The sequence below is a fragment of the Culicoidibacter larvae genome (assembly GCF_005771635.1).
In the GTDB taxonomy this organism is placed as follows: Bacteria; Bacillota_I; Bacilli_A; order Culicoidibacterales; family Culicoidibacteraceae; genus Culicoidibacter; species Culicoidibacter larvae.
On the sequence record NZ_VBWP01000003.1, the window covers coordinates 102,659 to 126,951 of the forward strand.

The 24,293-nt window shown below is 38.6% G+C and carries 19 protein-coding genes; 2 read left to right on the forward strand and 17 right to left on the reverse strand.

Going from position 1 to position 24,293, the window contains the following annotated elements:
- Positions 1 to 13 precede the first annotated feature (13 nt).
- The 14 genes from FEZ08_RS04660 to ligA all read right to left on the reverse strand — a co-directional run bounded on the left by FEZ08_RS04660 (position 14) and on the right by ligA (position 20,414).
- Positions 14 to 2,923, reverse strand: coding sequence for a type I restriction endonuclease subunit R (locus tag FEZ08_RS04660; RefSeq protein ID WP_138190548.1), 2,910 nt, complete (start codon positions 2,921 to 2,923; stop codon positions 14 to 16).
- Positions 2,924 to 2,947: 24 nt separating this feature from the next.
- Positions 2,948 to 3,604 carry a restriction endonuclease subunit S gene (locus FEZ08_RS04665; protein WP_138190549.1) on the reverse strand — a complete coding sequence of 219 codons (657 nt, stop codon included), beginning with the start codon at positions 3,602 to 3,604 and terminating at the stop codon, positions 2,948 to 2,950.
- Complete coding sequence (gene xerA / locus FEZ08_RS04670) at positions 3,570 to 4,487, reverse strand: site-specific tyrosine recombinase/integron integrase (protein WP_479684291.1); 918 nt, start codon at positions 4,485 to 4,487, stop codon at positions 3,570 to 3,572. Before xerA ends, FEZ08_RS04665 begins: the two co-directional genes overlap by 35 nt.
- A gap of 133 nt (positions 4,488 to 4,620) precedes the next feature.
- Positions 4,621 to 5,760 carry a restriction endonuclease subunit S gene (locus FEZ08_RS04675; protein ID WP_138190551.1) on the reverse strand — a complete coding sequence of 380 codons (1,140 nt, stop codon included), beginning with the start codon at positions 5,758 to 5,760 and terminating at the stop codon, positions 4,621 to 4,623.
- The gene (locus tag FEZ08_RS04680; RefSeq protein ID WP_138190552.1) at positions 5,761 to 6,807 is read right to left on the reverse strand and encodes a restriction endonuclease subunit S; all 1,047 of its coding nucleotides are present in this window, start codon (positions 6,805 to 6,807) and stop codon (positions 5,761 to 5,763) included.
- The gene (locus tag FEZ08_RS04685; protein ID WP_138190553.1) at positions 6,800 to 8,296 is read right to left on the reverse strand and encodes a type I restriction-modification system subunit M; all 1,497 of its coding nucleotides are present in this window, start codon (positions 8,294 to 8,296) and stop codon (positions 6,800 to 6,802) included. Before FEZ08_RS04685 ends, FEZ08_RS04680 begins: the two co-directional genes overlap by 8 nt.
- The gene (locus FEZ08_RS04690; RefSeq protein ID WP_138190554.1) at positions 8,289 to 10,706 is read right to left on the reverse strand and encodes an N-6 DNA methylase; all 2,418 of its coding nucleotides are present in this window, start codon (positions 10,704 to 10,706) and stop codon (positions 8,289 to 8,291) included. The genes FEZ08_RS04685 and FEZ08_RS04690 overlap by 8 nt, the downstream gene beginning before the upstream one ends.
- A 14-nt stretch (positions 10,707 to 10,720) precedes the next feature.
- A complete protein-coding gene (locus FEZ08_RS04695; protein WP_138190555.1) occupies positions 10,721 to 12,340 on the reverse strand; it encodes a restriction endonuclease subunit S in 1,620 nt (539 codons plus the stop codon).
- 439 nt (positions 12,341 to 12,779) lie between these two features.
- Positions 12,780 to 14,150 carry a 23S rRNA (uracil(1939)-C(5))-methyltransferase RlmD gene (rlmD, locus tag FEZ08_RS04700; protein ID WP_138190556.1) on the reverse strand — a complete coding sequence of 457 codons (1,371 nt, stop codon included), beginning with the start codon at positions 14,148 to 14,150 and terminating at the stop codon, positions 12,780 to 12,782.
- 58 nt (positions 14,151 to 14,208) lie between these two features.
- On the reverse strand, positions 14,209 to 15,000 hold the full coding sequence (locus FEZ08_RS04705; RefSeq protein WP_138190557.1) for a hypothetical protein: 792 nt from the start codon (positions 14,998 to 15,000) through the stop codon (positions 14,209 to 14,211).
- 116 nt (positions 15,001 to 15,116) lie between these two features.
- The gene (gatB, locus tag FEZ08_RS04710; RefSeq protein WP_138190558.1) at positions 15,117 to 16,544 is read right to left on the reverse strand and encodes an Asp-tRNA(Asn)/Glu-tRNA(Gln) amidotransferase subunit GatB; all 1,428 of its coding nucleotides are present in this window, start codon (positions 16,542 to 16,544) and stop codon (positions 15,117 to 15,119) included.
- Position 16,545: 1 nt separating this feature from the next.
- The gene (gatA, locus tag FEZ08_RS04715) at positions 16,546 to 18,000 is read right to left on the reverse strand and encodes an Asp-tRNA(Asn)/Glu-tRNA(Gln) amidotransferase subunit GatA (RefSeq protein WP_138190559.1); all 1,455 of its coding nucleotides are present in this window, start codon (positions 17,998 to 18,000) and stop codon (positions 16,546 to 16,548) included.
- Positions 17,997 to 18,299, reverse strand: a complete 303-nt coding sequence (gene gatC / locus FEZ08_RS04720; RefSeq protein WP_138190560.1) for an Asp-tRNA(Asn)/Glu-tRNA(Gln) amidotransferase subunit GatC — start codon at positions 18,297 to 18,299, stop codon at positions 17,997 to 17,999. Before gatC ends, gatA begins: the two co-directional genes overlap by 4 nt.
- A gap of 99 nt (positions 18,300 to 18,398) precedes the next feature.
- Positions 18,399 to 20,414 carry an NAD-dependent DNA ligase LigA gene (gene ligA, locus FEZ08_RS04725; RefSeq protein WP_138190561.1) on the reverse strand — a complete coding sequence of 672 codons (2,016 nt, stop codon included), beginning with the start codon at positions 20,412 to 20,414 and terminating at the stop codon, positions 18,399 to 18,401.
- Positions 20,415 to 20,576: 162 nt separating this feature from the next.
- On the opposite strand from ligA, the gene FEZ08_RS04730 reads away from it, so the two are divergent.
- Both FEZ08_RS04730 and FEZ08_RS04735 read left to right on the forward strand, forming a co-directional pair.
- Positions 20,577 to 20,984, forward strand: a complete 408-nt coding sequence (locus FEZ08_RS04730) for an HIT family protein (protein ID WP_138190562.1) — start codon at positions 20,577 to 20,579, stop codon at positions 20,982 to 20,984.
- A gap of 22 nt (positions 20,985 to 21,006) precedes the next feature.
- Positions 21,007 to 22,080 carry a peptidylprolyl isomerase gene (locus tag FEZ08_RS04735; protein WP_138190563.1) on the forward strand — a complete coding sequence of 358 codons (1,074 nt, stop codon included), beginning with the start codon at positions 21,007 to 21,009 and terminating at the stop codon, positions 22,078 to 22,080.
- A 230-nt stretch (positions 22,081 to 22,310) separates the two neighbouring features.
- On the opposite strand, the gene FEZ08_RS04740 is transcribed toward FEZ08_RS04735, so the two are convergent.
- The 3 genes from FEZ08_RS04740 to FEZ08_RS04750 form a co-directional block, all read right to left on the reverse strand.
- Positions 22,311 to 22,634, reverse strand: coding sequence for a hypothetical protein (locus FEZ08_RS04740; protein WP_138190564.1), 324 nt, complete (start codon positions 22,632 to 22,634; stop codon positions 22,311 to 22,313).
- 138 nt (positions 22,635 to 22,772) lie between these two features.
- The gene (locus tag FEZ08_RS04745; RefSeq protein ID WP_138190565.1) at positions 22,773 to 23,495 is read right to left on the reverse strand and encodes an SAM-dependent methyltransferase; all 723 of its coding nucleotides are present in this window, start codon (positions 23,493 to 23,495) and stop codon (positions 22,773 to 22,775) included.
- Positions 23,496 to 23,751: 256 nt separating this feature from the next.
- Positions 23,752 to 24,219 carry a hypothetical protein gene (locus tag FEZ08_RS04750; RefSeq protein WP_138190566.1) on the reverse strand — a complete coding sequence of 156 codons (468 nt, stop codon included), beginning with the start codon at positions 24,217 to 24,219 and terminating at the stop codon, positions 23,752 to 23,754.
- Positions 24,220 to 24,293: the final 74 nt, after the last annotated feature.

The following is a 24,293-nucleotide window of genomic DNA, read 5'->3' on the forward strand; positions in this document are numbered from 1 at the left end:
GGCAGACCTCCTATTAATAATATTGCTCGATGTAGCTATAAGCTTTATCGAAAACTTCTTTGTCTTTAATCTTGTATTTAATCCAGATAACACTACGAAGTGCCTTTTTCACTTCATTTTTTCCGGTAGTTGTTCTTTGCCATCCATCGAATCGTACAATCTTTACAATGTCATCAATATCAGCAACAATGCGTTCAACAATGATGGGTGTTTTGTCGTTCTTAGCACCTTTAAAGAGTTCTGTTAGTGCTGCTTTCCCACGATCAATTTCTTCTTCCGGGACAACTTCCTTTTCTGCTTGAGCAGCTTCTTTTGCAAGTTCAAGTAGGAGCTTCAAGAACTCAATACTATTAATTAACCCTTGTTCGTGGCGTTCACGAAGCTCTTCGAGCTTCTCTCCCAGCTTAATAAACTTTGGATCGTTAGAATGTTCGCGAATTTTGGCAACTAAGTCTATTTCTACCTTCATAGTTGTCTTTTTAACATCTTTCTGCTTACGAATAAATTCGTCAATTAGATCCGCATCAAGCGTTAAAATATCCATATCATCATGAACCCTGCCAACTTCGATATTAGAGTGAACTAATTCCATTGTTTTGGCACCAAGAGCAGCCCAAACGAGAGCACCGCGATTATCCGTGGGTTTCACTGACTCGTAGACTTTTGTTAGCCATACATAGTCAAACTTGTACTTATCAAGAAATGGATCAGGGGACAGAGCATCCCATGCTCTATTTAGAACACGATAATCTGCAGCAAATGCATCTTTATCTTTATTTGTTGGAATACACTCCTGAGCTGCAAGTAAACCTTCCCAACCTACTACGGTACGGTCAACGCCCATAAAGTAACTTAGGCATTTTCTGAGAAGTGCAGGAACCTGCTTCTTGACTTCTTCAATATTTGTGATAACTTTTTTCATGCTAGCTTCATCAAAGTCCAACGCCTTTGCAACATTATCAAAAATACCAATGTAGTCTACAATTAATCCATGGGTTTTACCTTCATCAAAAGTACGGTTTGTACGGCAGATGGCTTGCAGAAGGTTATGGTCCTTCATTGGCTTATCTAAATACATTGCTTGAAGAATTGGAGCGTCAAAACCCGTTAATAGCTTTGATGTAACAATAACTAACTTAAGAGGGTTATTCTTATCACGGAACTGATCAAGGACTCTTGCTTCTTCATCACGGCTGCGACGAAATTTTCTATATCGATCTTCCTTATCGTTATTGGTATCCATTACTATCGTTGTTGCTTCATGAGGGAGTAGCTTATCTAGCTCTTCCTTATACTTAAGACAGCACTCACGGTCGTATACAACGATCTGTCCTTTATACCCGTTAGGCTCTATTTTTTCTTTATAATGTTTTACAATGTGTTCGCAAACCTTGCGTATACGTTTTGGATCATACATGATGGCTTTCATATTTACACGTTTTGAAAGCTCAGCACGATCTGCATCTGAGAGCGTCTCAGTTAAGGCATCAAATTCTGTATCTATTTTATCCTTATCAACATGAAGCTCGACTGGAACTGGCTCAAAGTTCAAGGGTAGAGTTGCATTGTCTCTGATGGAATCCGAGAAAGTATATCGACTCAAATATCCGCTCTTATCTTCCGTTGCACCAAATGTACGGAAAGTATTCTTATCAATACGATTAATTGGAGTACCGGTAAGTCCAAAGAAGAAAGCATTTGGAAGTGCTGCACGCATCCTTTCACCGAGGTCACCTTCTTGAGTTCTATGTGCTTCATCAACCATAATGATTATGTTATCTCTAAGATTAAGAACATCTTCGACATCACCAAATCGGAAAATAGTCGTTATTGCAATTTTACGAATATCTTGCTTAAAAAAGTTTTCAACTTCTTCCTTAGTCGCAAGTGATACTAGGTTTGGAATATCCGAAGCATTAAATGTTGCAGTTATCTGAGTTTCAAGATCAAGTCGATCATCAACTATTACCACAGTAGGATTCTTAAGTTCGGGGATCATGCGAATTTTTTGTGCTGCAAATACCATTAGCAACGATTTACCAGAACCCTGAAAGTGCCAGATAAGACCTTGCTTTGGATAGCCCGCAATAACACGTTGTACAATAAGGTTAGCACCTTCATACTGCTGGTAACGGCAAATTATTTTGTATTTAACATGTTTCTTATCTGTAGCAAAGAGAGTGAAAAACTGAAAAATATCCATAACCTTCTCAGGAGTAATCATATCAGCTATGCTAACTTTAACATCAGCGAGGCTACCCTCTGACTTATGGTTAGGAGTATGCCATGGGCCCCACATATTAACTGGCATGCCAACCGAACCATAGCGATAGCATCTACCCTCAGTAGCAAAATTAAATACATTAGTTACAAACATCTGCGGAATACTCTTTTCATACGATGAAATATCACTTGCAGCGTCTAACCAGGTTATAGCATTGCGCACCGGGGTCTTTAACTCTCCGATTGAAATTGGGAAACCATTAACCAGCAAAACAATATCAAGTCTCTTTCCACCTTCGGCCTGAGGATAAATCCATTGATTAGTAACGACATATTCATTAAGTACTAAATCTTCTTTTTTCATTGTGCCAAAAAAACGGATCGGTATCATTCGGCCATTTTTGCCAAAAGGATATGAATTTTCTTCAAAAATCATTCTTTGAAAAAGTTCATTTTGAGTTATTAGGTTATGATGCTGCACTGAAAGTATAATTGCACGTAATTTATAAATGACTTCATCAGCACGAGATGGTTCTTCCGCTATTTCAGGATTCAAACGAATTAGCGCTTCTTTAACCATCGGTTCCACCATCACATCCGAAAAGTCCCGTGGTAAATCATCAGCGGAGATAAAATTCCACCCGTTTTTGGTTAGTGTTGAGATCACCATTTTTTCAATTGTATTGTCTTCGTTAAACATAAATATTCCCTCCTATCATGAAGTTTAATTTCCATCTGTGACAATCATATTGTCATAATTGCGAATTAAGTTGCTCAAGAGTCTAAAATCTCGTGCCTCTGTATCACTTGCAAATTTTGATTTATCGCTCTGTCGAACAAAGGACGCAAACCGTATCTGCTCTTTGTATGGAACATCAGGAATTTCCATTTCTGCAAACTGCGCTAATTGTATAGCAGGGTAGGAGACATCCCTTATTAAACTCTTAGTTCCAACTGTCATAAAAAAGGTTCTTATATATTCTGTAGTACTTGTCATATCTATAGGCTGTATACATGCCAAATGTGAAACTACATATGCCGCCTTTTTCAGCGAATAAATGTGCCCTGATAAGCATGACATCCCACTTTTTGCGACCAAGACCGTTCCAGAATTATGCAGCTTCAACTTTTTTTCTTTAATTGTTTTTTCATCTACAAGATTACATTCTTGCTCAGAAAGTCTTAACAACTTTAAGTCCTCTAAATTTCCAGCTTTTATAAAAGGAGTACCTTCTTCAGAAAACTCATCATCATGAGGTGAACTTTGACCTGCTGTTATATTTGCTATTTCACCTAACCTTGTCTTCTCATACCCTTCGAACTGCTCCATAAATTGAGATTTGAAATTAACCAATGAACTTTTTAAAGGAGTTTTTAACATTTTCCTGATTCACCATTGCATACTGAAGAGTAGTATCTATACTTTGATGGCCAAGAAGCTGTTGAACCTGCTCAATCGGCATTCCTTTGTCTATTGCCAGTGTTGCCAGCGTTCTGCGAAACTTATGTGGGTGCACCTTAGAAAAGTTTAGTTCTCGTCCTATTTTTCTTAAACGAATCTCAACTCCGCTAATCTGCAATCGATCATAAGGCTTTAATAATGATACAAATAGTGCTTCATTATTATCTTCACGCTCTGATAGATATCTCTGAAGATGTATTTTAGTTCTAGCATCAAAGTATACTTTTCGTTGCCTGTTACCTTTTCCTATCACAACACACTCTCTATTTTCAAAGTCCACATCCCTGATATTAAGCTTGACTAATTCTCCTACACGAATGCCTGTTGAAGCTAGAAGGTCAATCATAGAAAGATCACGCATATTATCACAGTGATCACGCATCAGCTCCATTGACTCATCCGAATACGTTTCTTTCACAGTTTTACCAGTCTTAACTTTTCGAATCCTTCTAACCGGACTCTTTACAATGTAATCCTCATCCTCTAGCCAAGCAAAGAAGGTAGAAAAAATTCTCCTTACATTATCCAACGTAACTTTACTAACATTACCTCGTTGCTGATATGAATCAAGGTAATCCCGTAAATCTTCCGTTGTTATATGACATTCCGATTTGTTAATATTCTCCAGTAAATTCCGAATCGTTGATTCATAATAACGTAAAGTTTTGCTTGAACACCCTTCCACACGTTTAGCTGAAATAAATAACGGAAGAAGATTATTCTGTTTATCCTCTTTTTCTAATTGTTTATCACCAATCACTTCTGTTAGACGTTTTTTTAATACTTTAGATAACATAGCCATTTGGACATCATCTAAAATTGTTGCAAGATCTTGTTGCACTTCATTAATAATTTGATTAAGCATGAAATTTCCTCCTTTGTTTGTTCCTCCGTGAGGTTGTCTCACGAGCCGGAGGAAACTTCATGCCCCATAATTATCCTAAATTTTCTTCTATAATCCGTTTATAGGTGGCATTTAACTCTGATAGAGTTTGCTCGAGTTCAAATTTTGATTTATCGCTCTGATTAGCAAAGGCTTCAAATTGTTTTTGATGCTCTAATGGTGGTATCGGAATCAATATATTATCAATATGTTCATTCTTAAGATTATTGATATTTGATCCCGTTGCTAATCGCATAATTGTATTTCTGTACTCATCCGTTTCAAAATACGTAGCTATATATTTAGGTATAAGCATCCCTGTAGAGCGCAGAAGCTTGCAAAATGTACCAAATGTCTCTCCTTCTTCATTTCTTGAGCATAAAGCAGCTTTTCCTACATGCTCTAGGCTTCCACTAGAGCCACACATCAAGATATCTTCATTACATATCAGTTGTTCTTTTGACACCTTATCTTTAGATACGAACTGGACTTCCTCATGATTTACTTTTCCTGATAAAATATTATTTGCTCTTAACAATGTAATGCTTAGGGAGTTAAGGTTATTGTGTAGGTCAGCAGGCTTATACGATACGCCACGTATTTGGTTAATGAAGTTTCCCAGTCTTTTCCTTTCATATGGATTTCCATTTACAAACTGCTCCATAAATTGAGACTTTACGAGCTCATCAGTTTTATTGAGCAACTCTTTATACCTTAGCAATGTTCTATTTATTGACCATAACATGTCAGCTAACTTCTTTTGTTTATCTAAATCAGGGAGCTGAAACTTCAGTTCTTTAAGATCTCTCCAGTTAATTGTTGGTGAGAGTGACCCAACAGATATCTTTATTGCAGCGTCCAAAAAATAATCTGAGCTAATGAAGAGTGGGAAGAAATTCTTGTCAATTATTTCTTCATTTGGCCGCAAGACCATTCCATGAGCAGAGAAGATTCCATCGAACGGAGCAATTGCTACTTTCTTTTGATATGCTCGCCTTTTACCAAATAATACGTCTCCTTTTTTCATTACAAGTTTTTCACCCTTAGGAGCAATATCAGAGCCCCATCTTGAAACCATAAGGTTCTGAGAATCCAAGTGTTCTAAGCCTATATAAGTATATTTATCTTCTTCAACAGGCTTCTTTTTTTCTGTGATATTGATAACAATATGGTCAAATCTATATTCCGACATTTATGCTGCACCTCCTAACATCCAGCTAAAATAGTCATATTTTGATTTATCGCTCTGTTGAGCAAAGGCAATGAACTGTTCCTGTTGATGCTTATCTGCATTTGGCATCAATAGCCCATGCAAATTATCTTTATTGATGGAAAGAACGGTACTTCCTTGTCCCATTGAAGCTATTTTATCTTCCATAACTCTAAATGCATACAGAAGGAACTCATTGTATTCCTGAGATTTTTTGCTTCTGATAGCAGCTAATCCACGCCCTATACAACACTCCTTGTCTGTAAGATTTACGGTTCCTACAGGTGCTCGTACAGACATGAGCACATCGCCGGAGTTAGCTATTCGAGTTGGTGCACTGCAGTACATTCGAGTCTTCACATACTTTTCCGAGAAATCCGCGCTTCCTTGATAAAAAGGTAATCCTTGAGCATCAAAATTATAGGAATCAGATGTTGGGGATTGGCCCATTAATATGACAGCCATAGTGTCGAGTCGAACTCTATCGGTGTTCATGAACATCTCGATAAATTGAGATTTGACCAGCTCATCGGTCTTTTGAATTAGCTTCTGATAGGTCTTTTTTGTACTATCTATCGACCATAATAGGCTAGCTAACTTGCTTTGTTCTTTTAAATCAGGTAACTCAAACCTAAAGTTCTTTAGATTCTCCCATTTAACACGGGGTGATAAAGAACCAGCGGACTTACCTATAGCAAAATCAAATAATGCATCATTTTGAATAATAAACGGTAAAAGTTCAGGTAGAATTTTATCTGGAAGAGCTTGAATTACCGTTATGTCACCAGAACAAATGCCATCAAAAGGAGCAACTACAGCCTTCTTTAAATAAGCACGTCTACGTCCAAAAAGAACATCTCCTTTTCGGAAGATCTTAGTAAAAGAATTTTCCTTATTTTCTTCCCAGGCTGTTAGAGTAATTTCTTCTGAAATCAAGTGCTCTAAGCCCACAATTGGATACCTGACTTTATTTTCTTTACTAGTTTCCTTTCGCTCTTTAGCAACTTCTCCTAAGAATACTTCACTCATTATTTTCATCCCCTTTCCCGATCATGTCGCTTAATTTCATATAGCGAAGTTTCATAATTTCCGAGTATGTTCTCCAACTTTCATAACGCTCTTGAAGAGAACGTTCGTCAGTTTCTGCCCCAGGCATGGTCTTTTTAACATAGAGTGGGATACTGAGCGAGAAATTGTTATCTTCAATATCACGAATTGAGACAACGCGTGCAAAATCATTATCTGTTTCATATTTGTTGTATGCTGATGCTATCTTTTCAATATGTTTATCTTCCAGATAGCTCTGTGCATTTTTTCTCTCAACCTCATCTACTGCATTTATAAATAAAACCTGGCCACGACGGTTTGCAGGCTTATTTTTACGACATATAATTATGCAAGCCTCCATTGGTGAATTATAAAACAGGTTGGGACCTAAACCTATCACACATTCAAGCATATCGCTTCTAACTAATTTTTCTCGCATACTACTTTCCTCATTACGAAACAATACGCCATGTGGGAATAATATCGCACTACGTCCAGTGTCTTCTTTCAAACTCTTCAGAATGTGTTGTAAAAAAGCATAATCTGCTCGACCTTGAGGAGGAACACCTAGGAAGTTACGTCCATATTTATCGCTAGCAAAGGCTTCTCTGTCCCACTGACTAATAGAGTAGGGAGGATTGGCAAGAACCATGTCAAATTCTTTCAACTTTCCTTTCTCAATAAAAGCCGGTGATTTTAACGTATCTCCATTTACAATTTCAAAGTCCTTCACACCATGCAAAAATAAGTTCATTTTGCCAATCGATGAAGTTAAAGCATTTATTTCCTGCCCATAAACAGCCACATTACGCCATTCTTTTTTTTGTTTTTGCAAATAGGCTATCGCGGAGATTAGCATACCTGCACTACCGCACGTTGGATCATAAATTGATTCTCCTGACTGAGGTCTCAAGATTTCAGTCATAAGATGAACTACGGTACGATTTGTATAGAATTCTTGAGCGGTATGGCCACTGTCGTCGGCAAACTTCTTGATTAGGTACTCGTATCCCTGTCCTAGTTCGTCCTCCGGACAATTTTCAATAGACAATGTTCTACTGCTGAAATGTTCTATTAATTCTTTTAGAAGTCTGTCTGACAAACGATTCTTATTTGTCCAAGCAGCATCTCCAAAAATTCCTTGTAGTTTATCAGCGTTTGCTTTTTCGATCTTACGAAATGCACTGACTATAGCAACACCTACATTCTCAGAAACTTCACGAACATCATTCCAATGAGCACCTTTGGGTACCTGAAACCGATGATTTTCTTCAAACTCTAAGGCTTCCTCATCGCCAAATTGCTCTAGAATTTTTTGACACTCTTCGTCATAAACATCGCTGATTCTTTTAAAGAAAAGCAGCGGGAAAATGTATTGTTTATAAGCTCCTGCATCTATACTAGAACGAAGAAGAACAGCTGAATCCCATAAATATGTTTGCAATTCATCTATTGTAATGCACTTACTCATTTACATATCCTCCTTCAAGCAATAATTCCATCATTGTTTTTTCAGCCTCAATCATTTTTTCAAGTGCGTCAAAATACTGTTTTCTTACTTCAGCTGGAGGAGTAATTTCTTGTTCTTTTCTTTCGATATAATTATTGATCGCTAGACTATAACCTTTATCTTTGACTTCGGAAATCGTGACCACTTTTACTTTTTCAATAACATCTTTATAATCGCCATACAAATTGTAGACCTTGTCTACGTCATTGTCGGTCATTATATTTTGTGCTCGTTGTGCTGTGAATATATCAGAACCATCGATCATACATATACGACCTTTATGATCATTTTTTTTGTTATTGTTTAGAAAAAGAATACAAGCGGATACTCCAGTTGAATAGAACACGCCGCTTACCAGTGTAATAATGCATTCTAGCTTGTCTGATTCAATCAGTTGTTTGCGAATTTCTGCTTCTCTACCCCCACGGAATAGTACACCTTGTGGTAAAACAACAGCACAACGGCCGGTTTTCTCGTCCATCGACTTCACCATGTGTTGCAGCCATGCAAAATCAGCATTGGAGTCAGTTGGGGTTCCCCACATATTTCGACCATATATATCTGTACTAAATTGTTGTGAACCCCATTTTTTCAACGAAAATGGAGGATTCGCTACAACGCAATTGAAAGTTTTTAATTTACCTTTCTCAAGAAAATTAGGAGAACGTAATGTATCACCTTGTGTAATCTTAAAATCCTTTGCGCCATGCAAAAATAAATTCATTCTAGCAATTGCAGATGTAGATAGATTATTCTCCTGGCCATATATTCGGCCATACGTCATTTTATCGTTTTTCATGTAGCGTATGGCTTCTATTAGCATTCCTCCAGTCCCACAAGCTGGATCATAGACTGTTTCACCAATCTTTGGATCCAGAAGCATAATGAGAAGTTTGACAATGGAGCGTGGAGTATAAAATTCACCAGCATTCTTTTTTGATAAATCAGCAAATTTCTTAATCAGAAATTCATAACTATCTCCCATAACATCAGCCGAGTAATTCGCATTACCAACTTTTATTTTTGACATATGTTCTATTAAATTTTTTAGTCTCTCGTCTGAGAGTTTAGTTTTGTCAGTCCAATTAGCATCATCAAAGCTACTAAATACACCACTTAAAGTATCGGGGTTAGCACGCTCAATACCATTCATTGCTTTGACGATTGCAACACCAACATTTTCACTTGCTTCCCTGACATTTTGCCAGTGGCATCCCACAGGAATATCAAAACTGTGGTTCTCGGGAAATCTAGCATACTCCTCATCTCCACCAGAGCGCTCAAGTGCATCTTGAGTTTCTTCGTCGTAAACATCACTAATTCTCTTAAAAAAGAGGATTGGAGTCACATAACTTTTATACTCATCTTGGTTTATTGGTCCTCGCAGAATATTACAAGCCTCAAATAGATGATTAAATAGTTGCTGGCTTGTCGTCTCTTCATTTGTAGGAATCGAATCATTTAGTTCTTTCTCTGCTATTTCTACAGAGGACTGCATCATAGTTTTTCTATTCCCAGTCTGCACTTTGGTCTCTGCATTTCTTTCGATGCCAATACTACCGACTGAATTGATTTTTTCCATCTTTGATGGATAATTATTTTCAAACTCTACCAAAATCTTAAGTAGGCGCTCGTCAAGGAAGGTCAGAGCATGTTTTCTAATATCTGTAGGTATTCCATAGTAAGCTCCTGCGATACCACCTGTAATAGCTGCAATGGTATCGCTATCACCACCAATTGATATGGCGTTACGAATTGCATCTTCAAAATTTTTCGACTCGAAGAAAGCTTCCAAGGCTTGAGGAACAGTTCCCTGACAGCTCTCATTAAACTCATAATTATCACGTATTTCATCAAGGGAAAAATTCAACGGGTAATAATTCTTTGTTATATAGTCGCGAATCTCTAGCAAATTCTTTCCAGAACGCGCCAGGAAGATAGCAACAGCTGTTGCCTCTGCACCTTTTATCCCCTCAGGATGATTGTGTGTTACTTCTGTCACAGCTTTTGATAGTTGTTTCACTTCTTCCAGGGTATTTGCTACGAATCCACATGCACTGACACGCATCGCTGCCCCATTACCATAGCTGTTATATGGTTTTGGATTGTCAGAATATATCCATTCTCTGAAATGCCCACCATATCCACAGTTTGGGTAGTGTTGTCCGATATTCTGCATATACTTTACAGCATTTTCGGACAGGTCACTATAATCCGACTTGCTTTCTAACAGCGCTTTAGCTATAGCTAAAGTCATTATGGAATCATCGGTAACACTACATTTATACGTTAATAAATCAAATTGCTTACTCTTGTTATTATTCCATTCAAAACGGGAACCCACGATATCCCCGATAATAGCTCCTAACATAATGATACCTCCTATTAAAGTTCTCGTAGCTTATCTAAAACTTTATTCCAGCGTTTTTCAGCAACCTCAACAGTTTCTTTGTAGATTTCTAACTCTTTTTCATATTCATCAGCCTTCATATGTTGTTCTTCAATTGAAGGAACAGGTATTTCCAAGGCATTCAAGTCTTTATAGCTGATATTAATTACTGTACTTCCTTGTTGTACACCACTTATCATCTTTTGCCCAAGAGGGCTGTCTAAGAACAATTTTAAATACACGCTGCTAAGCATCTTTACTTCAGGTCGGATTACAATGATGTTAGATGAAGCGATGCATGGATAGCTCTGCTCGCGAAAGATAGAGGTTCTAATTGCAGTTCCTCTTGCAGGTATTAGTACGTCACCTTCTTTAAGAATGTAGTTTGAAATCTTACGTTCTTCTTCATCAAAGTGATCTAGACTATCATAATCAATATCGTAATCACCTATATTCGAGATGTTAACGACACCAACACTTCCGGTTGGGTCTTTTTTTGATACTGATTTTCCTCGGAAAACTTCAGCAACATCTCCCAAAGCAATTTTACGAATAGATGATTCTTGGAATTTTATCCACTCTTCATCTTGCTGAGAGAATATTTTATTTATACTCCAATCACCAAGTTCCTCAAGTTCCTCTAACATAACGAATGTTTCTTCATCGATAATAAATTTATTAGCCATATCACGTTTGTTCTTACGAGGACCAGATTTATATCGACGGACTATCACATCATCATCACCTGGCTTGGTATTTACAACATCGATAAGGTAAGTTTTAATCCCTGTTCCTTCAAACGCACCTTCTGGAAGTTCTGTAATTTCTTTTAAGCGATAAGTCTGTTGAACAAACTGCCTAAGCACTCCAATCTTTCCATGAGCAAATGTGATTCTTGCCGGCATTGTGATTATAAGCTCACCACCATTATTTGTATGAAGAAGCAGGTTTTCAAGCGCTACCGCATCTTGATCTCTACTCATAAAATTTTCATCTTCAGCAAGATTTCTTGTTCCGAAATTAGGTACAGAGAATATAAGATCGTAACGACTGTTTGTGAAACCGTATTGATATATACTTGCATTCAATATTTTTACATTTTTATAACCAGCAAAAATTCTGTTAATTATGTGAAAACTGATTTTTTCTTCAGTTGTAATGGTATAGTTGCAACCAGGATGTTCATCGATTAGTTTCTTTAGATTTGGAGCGAATTTTTCCCCTTCGGCAATAAGAACCTCATCTGCGTCAAGTTTAAAGCGACTGCCGTACTCTTCAAATAGAGCATTAGAAATTACTGAGTACCCACCATATCTTCTATCACTCTGAGCAATAATCAATTCCCAGTTGACCTCTCCCTTAAAAACATCATAGGCATTATACACTCTGGTAAATTGTGTCTTATCTCTAAACGGGTTAATAATATCGAGCCTATCTGCAACTGTCAGCATAGTCTCGTAGATTCGCTCTTCTGAATCATCATAAATATTTTTGTCAAAGTACTCTTCCTTTGTTTCAGCCACAAGAAGCGCAGCAGGAAGATAGGAGTCACTCTCAGTAAACCCTCTAAATAAATCTAAGTATTCAAAGGTGTTTTTTTCAATCTCGTTAGTCATAATTCATTTTTCCTCCTTACCAATAGCTGATTTGATAAATCAAGAATATCACGGTTTAACAAATTTGTCAATCGCTAATTTAACTTTTGGTACTTGAATACCAAATTGATATAAATTGCACCGTGGATATTGGCGTAAAAATACGGATGCGTTTATTTAATGATTGGCACCGGATTTTCTGGATAGCTATTTTAATTGCCTTCCACGTGCATATATATTTCAATTTCAACTTTCAATCTGATAGTCACATTGTCAACTCACTATTATTTTGCCAACCATCTTATCAACTCACTTAGTCATCGACGATATTTGTTGATGATTTTTCAAATTCACCAATCTTTGATAACTTCCCTAAAAGCAAAAAACCGTGATTATCCTTCCGGCTTAAAACCAGACCTCAAATCACGGAAAGCCTTTATTTACTTGTCTTATTACACTTTTATTTATCTACCCTTGACATCAATACTACCGTCTCAACGTGATAAGTCTGCGGGAACATATCGAATGGGAACACGGTATCACTAGTGTAACCAAGTTCAGCGAAAATATTCAAGTCACGGGCAAAGCTGTCTGGGTGACAAGAAATGTAGACAATTCGCTTCGGCGCAAGCCGAACCAAATTCTCGATAAACTCGCGGCTGCATCCCTTGCGTGGCGGATCAATCAATGCCACATCAACGGCTAAACCAGATTCTACCCATGCTTCAATCTGACTATCCACATTATTTTCAATAAACTCAACATTATGGATGCTATTAAGTTCCGCATTCAAGTCAGCACTCTTAACCGCTTGAGCAGCAACTTCAACACCATATACAAATTTTGCATTCTGAGCAAATAACATACTCATTGTACCAATGCCACTGTAAAAATCAGCTACCACATCATCTGCCTTCACCTCAGCTAAATCACGTGCTTTCTGATATAATTGCTCCATTTGCGCATGATTCACCTGGTAAAATGATTCTGGATACAAACGTACTTGCAAACCGTCATTGATAGCGTCAGTAATATACATCTCACCAAAGAATGCGCGACGGCTCTCACCTAAAATCTTGCTATTATGAGCGGTATTCACATTCTCAACCACACTCTTAATCTGCGGAAACTTTTGCACCATTGCTTCAGCTAAACGCACCAACGTCTTACGCTCTTTGCCAAAAGTCACAAACACCAACATATATTCGCCAGTTGCTTCTGCATGCTGAACAATTAAATGACGGAAATTCCCGGTACGACGCTTGCTGTCATAAGCCGAAATTTTCATCTGATTCGCTATTTCAACAAAATATTCCACCATCGCACTCGAAGTTTCATCGTGAATTGTGCTCCCGGCAAAAGGCACGATGTCATGACTTTTCTCCTTGAAAAACCCCGCGACAAGCGTTCCCTCCGGACCACTTGCCCGAACCGGTACTTGCATCTTATTGCGGTAATGCCACTCTTTTGGTGATTCTATCACCGGCATCACTACTGGCGGCTCAACCATATGTTTTTTCAACGCGGCAACGGTAATCAGCTCTTTAAAGCGCAGCTGCTCATCATACTTCATATGCTGTAACTGGCAAACACCGCTCTCATCAAGCGACTCAGTATCAACTTCTGCCCGCTCACTGCTCACCTTCACTAGCTTCACAATCTGCCCATAGGCAAATCGCTTCGCTACCTTAGTAATAACAATATCTGCAACCTCGCCCATCAATAACTGCGGCACAAAAATTGCCATACCTTCATGTTTCACTACACCCATGCCCTCATGGCTGTAATCCACACACTCAACATTTTTTAGTAATATATCTTTTTCCAACATATATAATCCTCCCGGTAAAAAAAGCCCACTTGCTCCTTGAGCAAGCGGGCTCCCGTTTTTATTGGTTACTATTATTTGACCATCTCAACTGGCCATCAGTTCCTTTGTTCGCAGTCCCAAAACTTGGGTATGGATGAATATTATCCTTGCTTGTAGGATCTTTGAGGTTAGCTTCTGTACTTATTTCATCCGGTGTTTCTTTCATAATGATAACTTGTGCTTCATATTTTTTAAACAAATCCGGATTACCACTGTTTTCAACAAATTTGTTGACGATTTTAGTCGCATCTTCTTTAGCATGACCAATCCAGCGATCATTAGGAACAGTTATATTAAAATATACAATACCGCCGCGTTCTTCGATTTCAATAGCGACAGTTGAAGTTTCACCCTTCATCTGCTCTGCTGTTTCAGTAAATAATTTGCTGTCTAACGCAGGTCGGTCTTTTAAACGATATGATGCATTATCAACACCGTATACCGGTGATGCTTCTGGTTCCCAGAAGAAGTAAATAACGGCAACAATACCAACAATAATTGCTGTTAACACAGTAATCGCCATAAAAGCAATCCAAATGCGGCGAGCACGAACTCGTCCTTTAGGTGGTTTTTTAGTTGTTTTGTTTCCTTTACCGCCTCTTGTATCCGCAGCAGCATTTGCTTTTCGGCTCATATTTGCATCCTCATTTTTAGTGCTTGCTTTACTGCTTGCACTATTATTTTGGTCATCGCGAATCGGCGTTGAGATAATTGTATTCTCATCAACACCTTGATTCGTTTCGACTGGTTTATTATCAGCACTCGCGTTATTTCTTGAACGACGGCTGTTTTTTTCGTTATTTGTATCCATCGGTTAACTCCTTGGCATTTATTATCGCTATTATCATATCATATTTCTTAAAAGCAAACAAATTACTATTTTGTAAGTTTATTTCTATAATTAAAAAGTATTTCCCCTATATTGTACTAGCGCTTTTTAATTTCTGCAAGCAACAATTTATTCACCAGCGGCGGATTGGCTTGCCCTTTCGTCGCTTTCATAATTTGACCCACCAAGAAGCCGATTGCGCGATCTTTTCCATTCTTAAAATCTTCGATTGATTGCGGGTTGTTATTGAGTACTTCATTAATGATCGGAACCAGCACTGACTCATCAGAAATTTGGGCAACACCAAGTGATTCAATAGCTGCTTTAACACTATCCCCGGTACTAATAACTTGTTCGAAAACAGACTTAGCAATTTTCGACGAAATTGATCCATCGCCAATTGCACTCAAGAGATCAGCCAAATGCTGCGGTTGCAATTTAGTCGCTTCTAATTCAACTTGTTCCTTATTAAGATACCCCTGAATCTCACCCATCAACCAGTTTGCTGCCTGTTTAGGATCAGCACCTAGCTGAATCGTTGCCTCAAAGAAATTCGAAGTTGCCTTGTTAATAGTAATAACATGAGAATCATAATTAGAAAGTCCTAATGCATCATTATACCGCTGTTGCCGTGCACGCGGTAATTCCGGAAGTGTCGCTTTAATACGCTCAATCCATGCCTCATCAACATAGATAGGGTTTAAATCCGGCTCTGGAAAGTAACGATAATCTGAAGCCGTCTCTTTGGTCCGCATCAGCACTGTCGTGCGTGCTGCATCATCATAGCGCCGCGTCTCTTGCACAATCATGCCGCCACTCATCAATGTTTTTTGATGACGCTCAACTTCAAGTTCCAAAGCACGTTGCATATTTGATATTGAGTTAATATTTTTAATTTCCGTTTTTACCCCGAATGCAGCAGCACCGATTGGGCGAATTGAAATGTTAGCATCAGCTCGCATTGAGCCTGCTTCCATACGGCCATCAGAAACATCAGTATATAAAAGAATCGCTCTTAGCGCCTCAACATAAGCCGCTGCCTCTTCTGGTGATCGCATTGAGGCATCAGTAACAATCTCAACTAATGGTACACCTTGGCGGTTGTAATCAACCAGTGAGTAACCATTATAATGCGTAGACTTACCGGCATCTTCTTCAATATGAATTCGTTCGATACCGATTCTTTTTACAACGCCATCTAGCTCAATTTCAACAAATCCGTTGCGACCGATTGGTGTTCGGTCTTGGGTAATTTGAAAGGCTTTGGGATTGTCCGGATAAAAATAATTTTTCCGGTCAAAACTCATATGTTGGGTAATTTCGCAATTTAACGCTAATGCTGCCTTTAAAGCAAAATCAATCACATCACGATTCAATGTTGGCAGGACTCCAGGATATCCCCAGTCAATAACGTTGGTGCTGCTGTTTTCAACTGCACCATAAGTTACTAAACTTGGAGAATAAATTTTCTTATTGGTTTTTAACTCTGCATGGACTTCAATTCCGATAACCGTTTCAAAATTCATCCTAGTTTCCTCCCTTCATTTCTGGTTTTATTTGGTAATATTTAGTCGCTTGTTCAAAAGCATAAGCAAACTGATAAATACCTACTTCATCAAAAGCTTTACCTGTCAATTGCAATCCGACCGGTAAACCCTCTTTAGTAAATCCGGCTGGTACTGATATTGCCGGTAAACCAACAAGGTTTGCCGGAATAGTTAGTAAATCGTTTAAATATACTTTAACTGCATCTTTACTATGCTCACCAATCTTAAACGGTGCGTCTGGTGTTGTTGGGCCTAAAATAACATCGTATTCTTTGAAGATGACGTCAAAATCTTGTTTGATAACCGTACGTAATTTTGCAGCTTGCATATAGAATGCATCATAGTGACCGGCACTCAGGCAATATGTTCCGACTAAAATTCGTTTCTTTACTTCTGAACCGAAACCTTCTGCACGTGACTTCTCATAGATATTATCTAAATCAGTTGTATTATCAGCACGATAACCATAACGAATACCATCGAAGCGCGCTAAGTTAGAACTTGCTTCACATGGTGCAATAATATAATATGCCGGTACGACATAATCTAAATGCGGCATCCGCACAGTTTCAACAATTGCGCCCATACCACGATACACTTCAATTGCTTCAAGCACCCGTTCACGAATTTCCGGATTAATCGCATCACTCATATACTCTTCCGGCACCGCAATCTTCTTTCCTGCCATTGAAGTTTCAAGTAACTCACTGAATTTAGGTACTTCTTGTACTGAACTGGTTGTGTCCATCTCATCACGTCCGGCAATTGCCTCAAGTACAACAGCATTATCTTCTACCGTTTTACTGAAAATACCGATTTGGTCTAATGATGAAGCAAATGCCACCACACCAAATCGCGAAATCCGACCATATGTCGGTTTCAATCCAACGGTGTTGGTAAATGCTGCCGGTTGACGCACCGAACCACCGGTGTCGCTGCCCAAGGCTGCTTTAACAAGTCCGGCAGCGACTGCTGCCGCGCTTCCACCGGAAGATCCGCCGGGCACATAATCCAGATTGTATGGATTATGTACCGGACCAAAGTGTGATGACTCATTGCTTGAACCCATAGCAAATTCATCCATGTTTAATTTTCCCATGTTGATACTGCCGGCAGTACGTAAACGTTCTGCTACGGTTGCATCGTAAAGCGGATCAGTAAAGTTTTCCAGCATTTTAGAGCCGCAGGTAGTTGCCAAATCGCGAGTGACAATATTGTCTTTAAGCGCGACCGGAATACCTGAGAGTAACTGGTTTTCTTGAAAATCAGTTACTTGGCTTTTCACATAATCAGTATCAAAAGTGATGAAACTATTGAGTTTTGGATCGAGTTCAGTAATACGATCTACACTTTCCTGAATCAATGCTTGAGCAGTTATTTCCTTATTATCGAGCTTGTTGCGTAATTCTTTGATTGATAAATCGAGTAGACTCATATAATTTCCTCCTTCAATACAGTTGGTACTTTTACCTGATTATTTTCTGATTCCGGGGCATTATTCAGTAATGCTGCCGTATCCTGTTTGAATTCTAAAGCTTCATCACGATAAATAAATGGTTCCGGATTTGGATGGAACATCGGTTCTACATCGCTTAAATCCAAATGTTGAATATCTTCAATCATCGCCAGAACAGTATTGATTTTACTCTCAACATCAGCGATTTCATCTTCGGTAATTTCTATTTTAGATAGTTTCCCAAGTTTTAAAATATCATCACGGGTTAATTTTAACATGTTTTTTTCCTCCGTTTTTTTTTTGTAAAAATTGCAATTCCTGACTGAGTATCTGCTCGCGCCCGCTTCAGGTCCAAGGACCGAAACCGGCGAACGATCTTATTCCAAACCAGCAGCTGCCAGTACTTCAAGAAATGCGGCATCATCAAGTAGTTCCACGCCCAGTTCCTGAGCTTTGGCTAACTTGCTGCCGGCTTTTTCACCGTATACAAGGTAGTCGGTCTTACTGCTGACGCTTGAGCCGGTCTTACCGCCTAAAGCTTCAATTTTGGCTTCCGCCTCATCACGGCTCATCGTTGAAAGTGTCCCAGTCACTACTACACGTTTATTCTGGAATGGTGAGCCGGTAATAATTGCGGCTTTTTTCTCGGTGTCCATACGGACGCCGTAGCCTCGCAATTGTTCAATCAGTTCTTGATTCTTTTGGTCGGTGAACCAATCAGCAACTGATTCGGCGATAATCCCACCGATTTCATCAATGCTCTGTAATTCTTCTTTGCCGGCAGTGCTTAAGGCATCAATAGTAATATATTGCTGCGCTAATACTGTGGCTACTTTTTGACCGACATGCCGAATGCCTAATCCAAAGAGCAGGCGTTCGAGCGGATTTTGTTTTGAAGTTGCAATCGCCGCCAATAAGTTTTCGGTTGATTTTTGACCAAAACGTTCCAGCTCAATCAAATCTTCGTAGTTTAAGGTATATAGGTCAGCGAGTGAGTGAATCAATCCCGCTTGGTATAGTTGTTCAACAATCTTGTCGCCAAGTCCATCAATGTTCATCGCATTGCGGCTGGCAAAGTGGATTAAACCTTCAATGACTTTCGAATCACAGTCAGGGTTTACGCAGTAGTATGCTGCTTCGCTCTCTTTACGGATAAGCGGCTGGCCGCAAGACGGACAGACGGTTGTCATTTTAAATGGCTCGGTGTTTTCCGGGCGTTCAGTGAGAACGACGCGGGCAACCTCGGGGATAACATCGCCGGCTTTGCGGATGATAACTGTGTCGCCGACGCGAATGTCTTTGCCGGTAACGAAGTCTTCATTGTGCAGGGTTGCGCGGCTTACCAGTGAGCCGGCGACGCGGACCGGGTCAAGGACAGCGTTTGGTGTTACCTGGCCGGTGCGGCCGATGGTGAAGATGATGTCCTGCAAGGTAGTTGCAACTTCTTCAGCCGGAAATTTATAGGCAATTGCCCATTTTGGAGCTTTTGCGGTAACACCGATTTGCTCATAGAGGCGGCTGTCATTTACTTTGATAACAATGCCATCAATTTCATATGGTAATTCATGGCGGTGCAGCGTCCAGTGATTAATAAATTCAAAAACAGCATTGATATTTGGGCATACAGTTGTCACCGGATTGGTTGGGAAATGTAATTCGCCAAGATGCGCCAGCATTGAACTGTGTTTACCGTCAGTTGTAAGCTGTTGGTAGGTTTCGATTGGTGCACCGTAGACGAACATTGCTAAATCGCGCGAAGCGGCGATTTTTGAGTCAAGCTGACGGATTGAACCGGCAGCGGCATTGCGCGGATTAGCGAATAATGCTTGTTCTTCTGCAGCCCGGGCATGGTTTAGTTTTTCAAAACTTGATTTGGGCATATATACTTCGCCACGAACCTCTATCGAGAGAGGTTCGTCCAATTGTAAGGGAATGTTTTTCACGGTGCGAATATTATGGGTGACATTTTCTCCCGTGACACCATCGCCACGCGTTGCCCCCATAACCAGTTTTCCGTTTTCATATATCAAGGTCATAGCCAGACCATCTATTTTCAATTCACAAACATATTCAATATCTTCTTGCCCGATCGCCTGAGCAATACGTTTATTGAAATCATTTAAATCTTGTTCATTAAAGGTGTTCGCTAAACTTTGCATTGGTGAAGCATGGACAACTTTTTCGAATTTGCTGATAACCATACCGCCGACTCTAACGCTCGGTGAATTGTCATCTTTATACTCTGGGTGTTCTGCCTCAAGACGGACTAACTCATTCATCAATTTATCATAAATATAATCTTCTACCGTAGATGCATTTAAGGCATAATATTCATAATTATATTGATTCAATTGTTTCCGTAATTCCTGAATTCTTTTTTGTACGTCAACCATTGTTTTTTCGCCGTCCTTTCAGTTTTTCAGTTACCCAACTATTATAACATAAATAGCCTATGGCGCCTATTAAACTTTGCTGTTTTTTCTTCACGTAAAAATCATTTTATTTACAATACTATTTGTGTTATAATTGGTCTGTTAGTCGAGGTGAGAATTACAATGAATGATTGCATTTTTTGTCAAATAATCGAACATCATATACCATCTTACAAAATTTATGAGGATGAGCATGTTTATGCATTCTTGGATATCAGTCAGGCGACAAAGGGACATACTTTAGTTGTTCCAAAAAAACATTGCCGTAATATTCTTGATGCTGACCCGGAAACGGTTAGTCAGGTATTTGCTGCGGTTGCAAAAATAGCAGTTCATCTGAAAGATAAACTGCACGCAGATGGTATTAACGTTACAACCAATGCTGAACCGAGTGCCGGCCAAGTTGTTTTTCACTGGCATGTGCATATTTTACCTCGTTATAATGATATGGACGGATATCAACAAATTTTTGATAATACCGAGCCAACAACTGAAACATTAGTTGCGTTGGCAGAAACCATTGCACTTTAGAAAGAAAGGGAGTTATTCATTTATGAATAAACATATTAAAAGAGTATTTGCTGCAATTGCGGTACTTGCATTAGGAAGTGGACTAGCGGCTTGTGGAACGCCACCGGAAGTTGTTAAAACTACATTAGCAACTGTTGATGGCGTAAATGCTGATGTTAGCAACTGGGATGCATTATTTGCAAGTGAGGGATCTTCAAACAATAATGCTTCAAGTTCAAATAATAATACTGAGGCAGCAGGTGATCCGACCCAACGTGTCGTTGATGCTATTCATCTGCAAGTATTAAAAAATCCAGTATCAGGATTAACTGTAGACAAAAAGAATGTTGAGAAAATCCTTGATAATTTAAAATCACAATATGGTGATAAGTACTTAACCCAAATGAGCAGCACATTACCATATCCGGTTTATACCGAGGAAGACTTAATTGAGTATATTGAATTGTATGATTTACAAAATCAATTATTTGCTCAAGCAATCCCGGTAACTGACGAAGAAATCAGCGCCAAATACTTAAGCGATTACCAAAAACAAGTAGATGCTGAACATATCCTCATTGAAGATCAAGCACAAGCACAAAAAGTACTTGATGCTATCAATAATGGTGAATATACCGTTGATGATGTTGTTAAAAATGTTGCCGAATTAAACGCAGCTGCATCAAGCACATCTACCAACAATAACGTTGAGTCAATCGTTGGTGATGATGTTGTTATTAAAGAAGCCAGTGACCTTGGATTCTTCGGTAAAGGTAAAATGGTTGCACCATTTGAAGCGGCAGCATTTGCTTTAGCAGAAGGCGAAACAACTGCTGAATTAGTAAAAACTGATTATGGATACCACATTATCTATGCTAAAGAAATTAAAGAGCAACCATTGGATGCTAAGTTGCAAGAAACAATCATTCAAGAGATTCGTAGTTCTAAGAAAACTCAAGATATTTACGATACTGAAATCAACAAGCTTATTGCTCAAGTTGAAATTGTATTCTTAAATGATAAAGCCAAAGAATTATACGATGCTTATGCAGTACTCCATGAAACACCAGTTGACGAAACCGATTCAAGCAATAATAATTCTTCAAACAATAATTAATATGTAAAACAAAAGAGAAGCTCTTGTAGCTTCTCTTTTTTAGTTATTCTTTGCCCTTCTTTTTATCATTTTTAAATTGTTCAATGCGTTCTTTATTTTTTTGTTTATTATTTTTGAAATCTTTTTTTATTTGTTGATTATGAAAGAAACGATGTATCCATTGGCTGCTTTGATCCGAAAATAGAAAAAAACAACAATTATGAGTGCAACAATAAATAAAATCATAGTAATTACATCCCTTCTGATTTTTTATTAAGATATGTGCCAATAATATAACACATGGCAAGATAGAAAATAATATAGCCCGTCTCGATGATAACAAATGTCAACAGCATGCTTAACCCCGGCAGAACTCCGCCCCAAAATAGCCCATACCAAATAATAATATTTAAAATCAGCGGAATAGCAGCGGCTCCCAGCAGTCGTACTTTATTATCAACTATTTTAAAAAGGCATTTAAATATAATAAAAGTCAGCAATACATTTAGTGGTAAGCAAATAAGATGATAAATTCCTGACATCACTATCGTCATTGCAATCTCGATTCCGTCCAAATAATCGCCTCCAAGCATATAGAATTATTATAACTAAACGCAATTATTAAAAAAAGTCCAAATATTTGGGCTGTTTTATATTTCTCTGTTAAAACTAATAAAAAAAGCGCCCGGCCCGGGCGCTTTTTTTCACACTTCCTATAAAACTTTAGCAATCATCGCAACATGATTGAAGTATTTGCCATCCTCAGCAGCCATCATATGCACATCACCTTGAGCATAAGGATTCGGACTTAACAGCCACTCATTCCATGCTTGTTGGTGACAATCTAATTCAAAAACATTAACAACTTCTACCGCATCACATTGGCTCCATAATTCACGCCACCAAGTAACTGAATGCATATGCATCTCACCATCAATCCAAAATGGTTTTAAAGCCTCCGGCACTGATTTAAATTCAGTTTGCAAGCCCGGAACCGCAACAACAATATATCCACCAGGTTTAACAAGAGCGGCAACATTTTCTAGCATCTCTACACCCTCACCAAAATAGTGGTAGGCATCCACCGAGACGATATAGTCGAAGTAACTATCAGCAAATGGCAAGTGTCTGCTGGCATCAACGCGAACCGGCATAACCTGCTCGGCTATGCCACGCTCAATAAAACGCCGATAGTTTTCGCTTGGATCTACCCACAAGTCAGCAGCCACAATTTGCGCTGCAAAGTTTTTGGCCAAATAAAGCGTAGAAAGTCCGGCACCACAGCCTAAATCTAAGATTCTGCCGCTTGGGTGCTCAGGCAGGTAGCCGAGCAACACTTCCATAACCCGCATCGAGTTTGGTCCCATCATTGTTTCTAGTAAAAATTCAAAATTATTATGTTCTTTTATAAAATTATCAGTAAAATTTGTTTTCATTATTTTTTCCTTTCGCAATAAAGTCTTCTGGAAAATAAAAAAATACAGTTATTAACTGTACTACAAATAATACTATTCAGTATGAACAGCACACATTCTCCGTAAGACAGTCAAGATAACACAAACAGAACAAGTTTTCACTTGCTTCCCTTTGGTGCAGGACAATTCTCTACAGAGTTACCGGCATTCACACACTCCCTTTACCTAATGTGCCTTAACTATAGCATAAAAGCAAAGCAACGGTCAAACTTCTGTCCTACTCTTTTAGTATGCTTAGTAATTGTTTGATTGTATTCTCCATTTTGGTAATTGTTGCAGTGTCAGTAATTGCATTACTATTATCAATTTGCTTGTGTAAAAGCAGATTAGTGTAATTTGTTTGTCGCAGTTCACTTTGCTCATCAATGATGACAATATAATAGTTGGATATTGAATTACCATCATAAAGCAACAGCGCCAACGGCTGATAATACATTTCTTCACCATAAATTTTGTAGACATCAGTTTGATTGTGATTACCACCGTAAATGTATTCAAAACACTCATCTGTATCAGATTCAAGTTTAATAATTTGTCCGGCCAATCTTTCCAGCAATGCATTTATTAGCGGCTCAGTAATAACAACACTAGAATATGGACTGCCCAATAATTGTTTTTGGCTGTAAATAATTTGTTGCGGTGTGTATATATCGCGTGGAATTGAGCTTTTGTTTTTCTGATTCACAGTAACTCACCGACCTTTCCTCTTCTTTATTATAACAAAAAAACCGGTCGCCGTACGGGCGACCGGTTTTTAAA

Excerpts from the sequence above, each read along its gene's own strand:
- FEZ08_RS04660 (WP_138190548.1), bottom strand. The coding sequence starts at position 2,923 with ATGTTTAACGAAGACAATACAATTGAAAAAATGGTGATCTCAACACTA.
- FEZ08_RS04665 (WP_138190549.1), bottom strand. The coding sequence starts at position 3,604 with ATGTTAAAAACTCCTTTAAAAAGTTCATTGGTTAATTTCAAATCTCAA.
- xerA (WP_479684291.1), bottom strand. The coding sequence starts at position 4,487 with ATGGCTATGTTATCTAAAGTATTAAAAAAACGTCTAACAGAAGTGATT.
- FEZ08_RS04675 (WP_138190551.1), bottom strand. The coding sequence starts at position 5,760 with ATGTCGGAATATAGATTTGACCATATTGTTATCAATATCACAGAAAAA.
- FEZ08_RS04680 (WP_138190552.1), bottom strand. The coding sequence starts at position 6,807 with ATGAGTGAAGTATTCTTAGGAGAAGTTGCTAAAGAGCGAAAGGAAACT.
- FEZ08_RS04685 (WP_138190553.1), bottom strand. The coding sequence starts at position 8,296 with ATGAGTAAGTGCATTACAATAGATGAATTGCAAACATATTTATGGGAT.
- FEZ08_RS04690 (WP_138190554.1), bottom strand. The coding sequence starts at position 10,706 with ATGTTAGGAGCTATTATCGGGGATATCGTGGGTTCCCGTTTTGAATGG.
- FEZ08_RS04695 (WP_138190555.1), bottom strand. The coding sequence starts at position 12,340 with ATGACTAACGAGATTGAAAAAAACACCTTTGAATACTTAGATTTATTT.
- rlmD (WP_138190556.1), bottom strand. The coding sequence starts at position 14,150 with ATGTTGGAAAAAGATATATTACTAAAAAATGTTGAGTGTGTGGATTAC.
- FEZ08_RS04705 (WP_138190557.1), bottom strand. The coding sequence starts at position 15,000 with ATGGATACAAATAACGAAAAAAACAGCCGTCGTTCAAGAAATAACGCG.
- gatB (WP_138190558.1), bottom strand. The coding sequence starts at position 16,544 with ATGAATTTTGAAACGGTTATCGGAATTGAAGTCCATGCAGAGTTAAAA.
- gatA (WP_138190559.1), bottom strand. The coding sequence starts at position 18,000 with ATGAGTCTACTCGATTTATCAATCAAAGAATTACGCAACAAGCTCGAT.
- gatC (WP_138190560.1), bottom strand. The coding sequence starts at position 18,299 with ATGTTAAAATTAACCCGTGATGATATTTTAAAACTTGGGAAACTATCT.
- ligA (WP_138190561.1), bottom strand. The coding sequence starts at position 20,414 with ATGGTTGACGTACAAAAAAGAATTCAGGAATTACGGAAACAATTGAAT.
- FEZ08_RS04730 (WP_138190562.1), top strand. The coding sequence starts at position 20,577 with ATGAATGATTGCATTTTTTGTCAAATAATCGAACATCATATACCATCT.
- FEZ08_RS04735 (WP_138190563.1), top strand. The coding sequence starts at position 21,007 with ATGAATAAACATATTAAAAGAGTATTTGCTGCAATTGCGGTACTTGCA.
- FEZ08_RS04745 (WP_138190565.1), bottom strand. The coding sequence starts at position 23,495 with ATGAAAACAAATTTTACTGATAATTTTATAAAAGAACATAATAATTTT.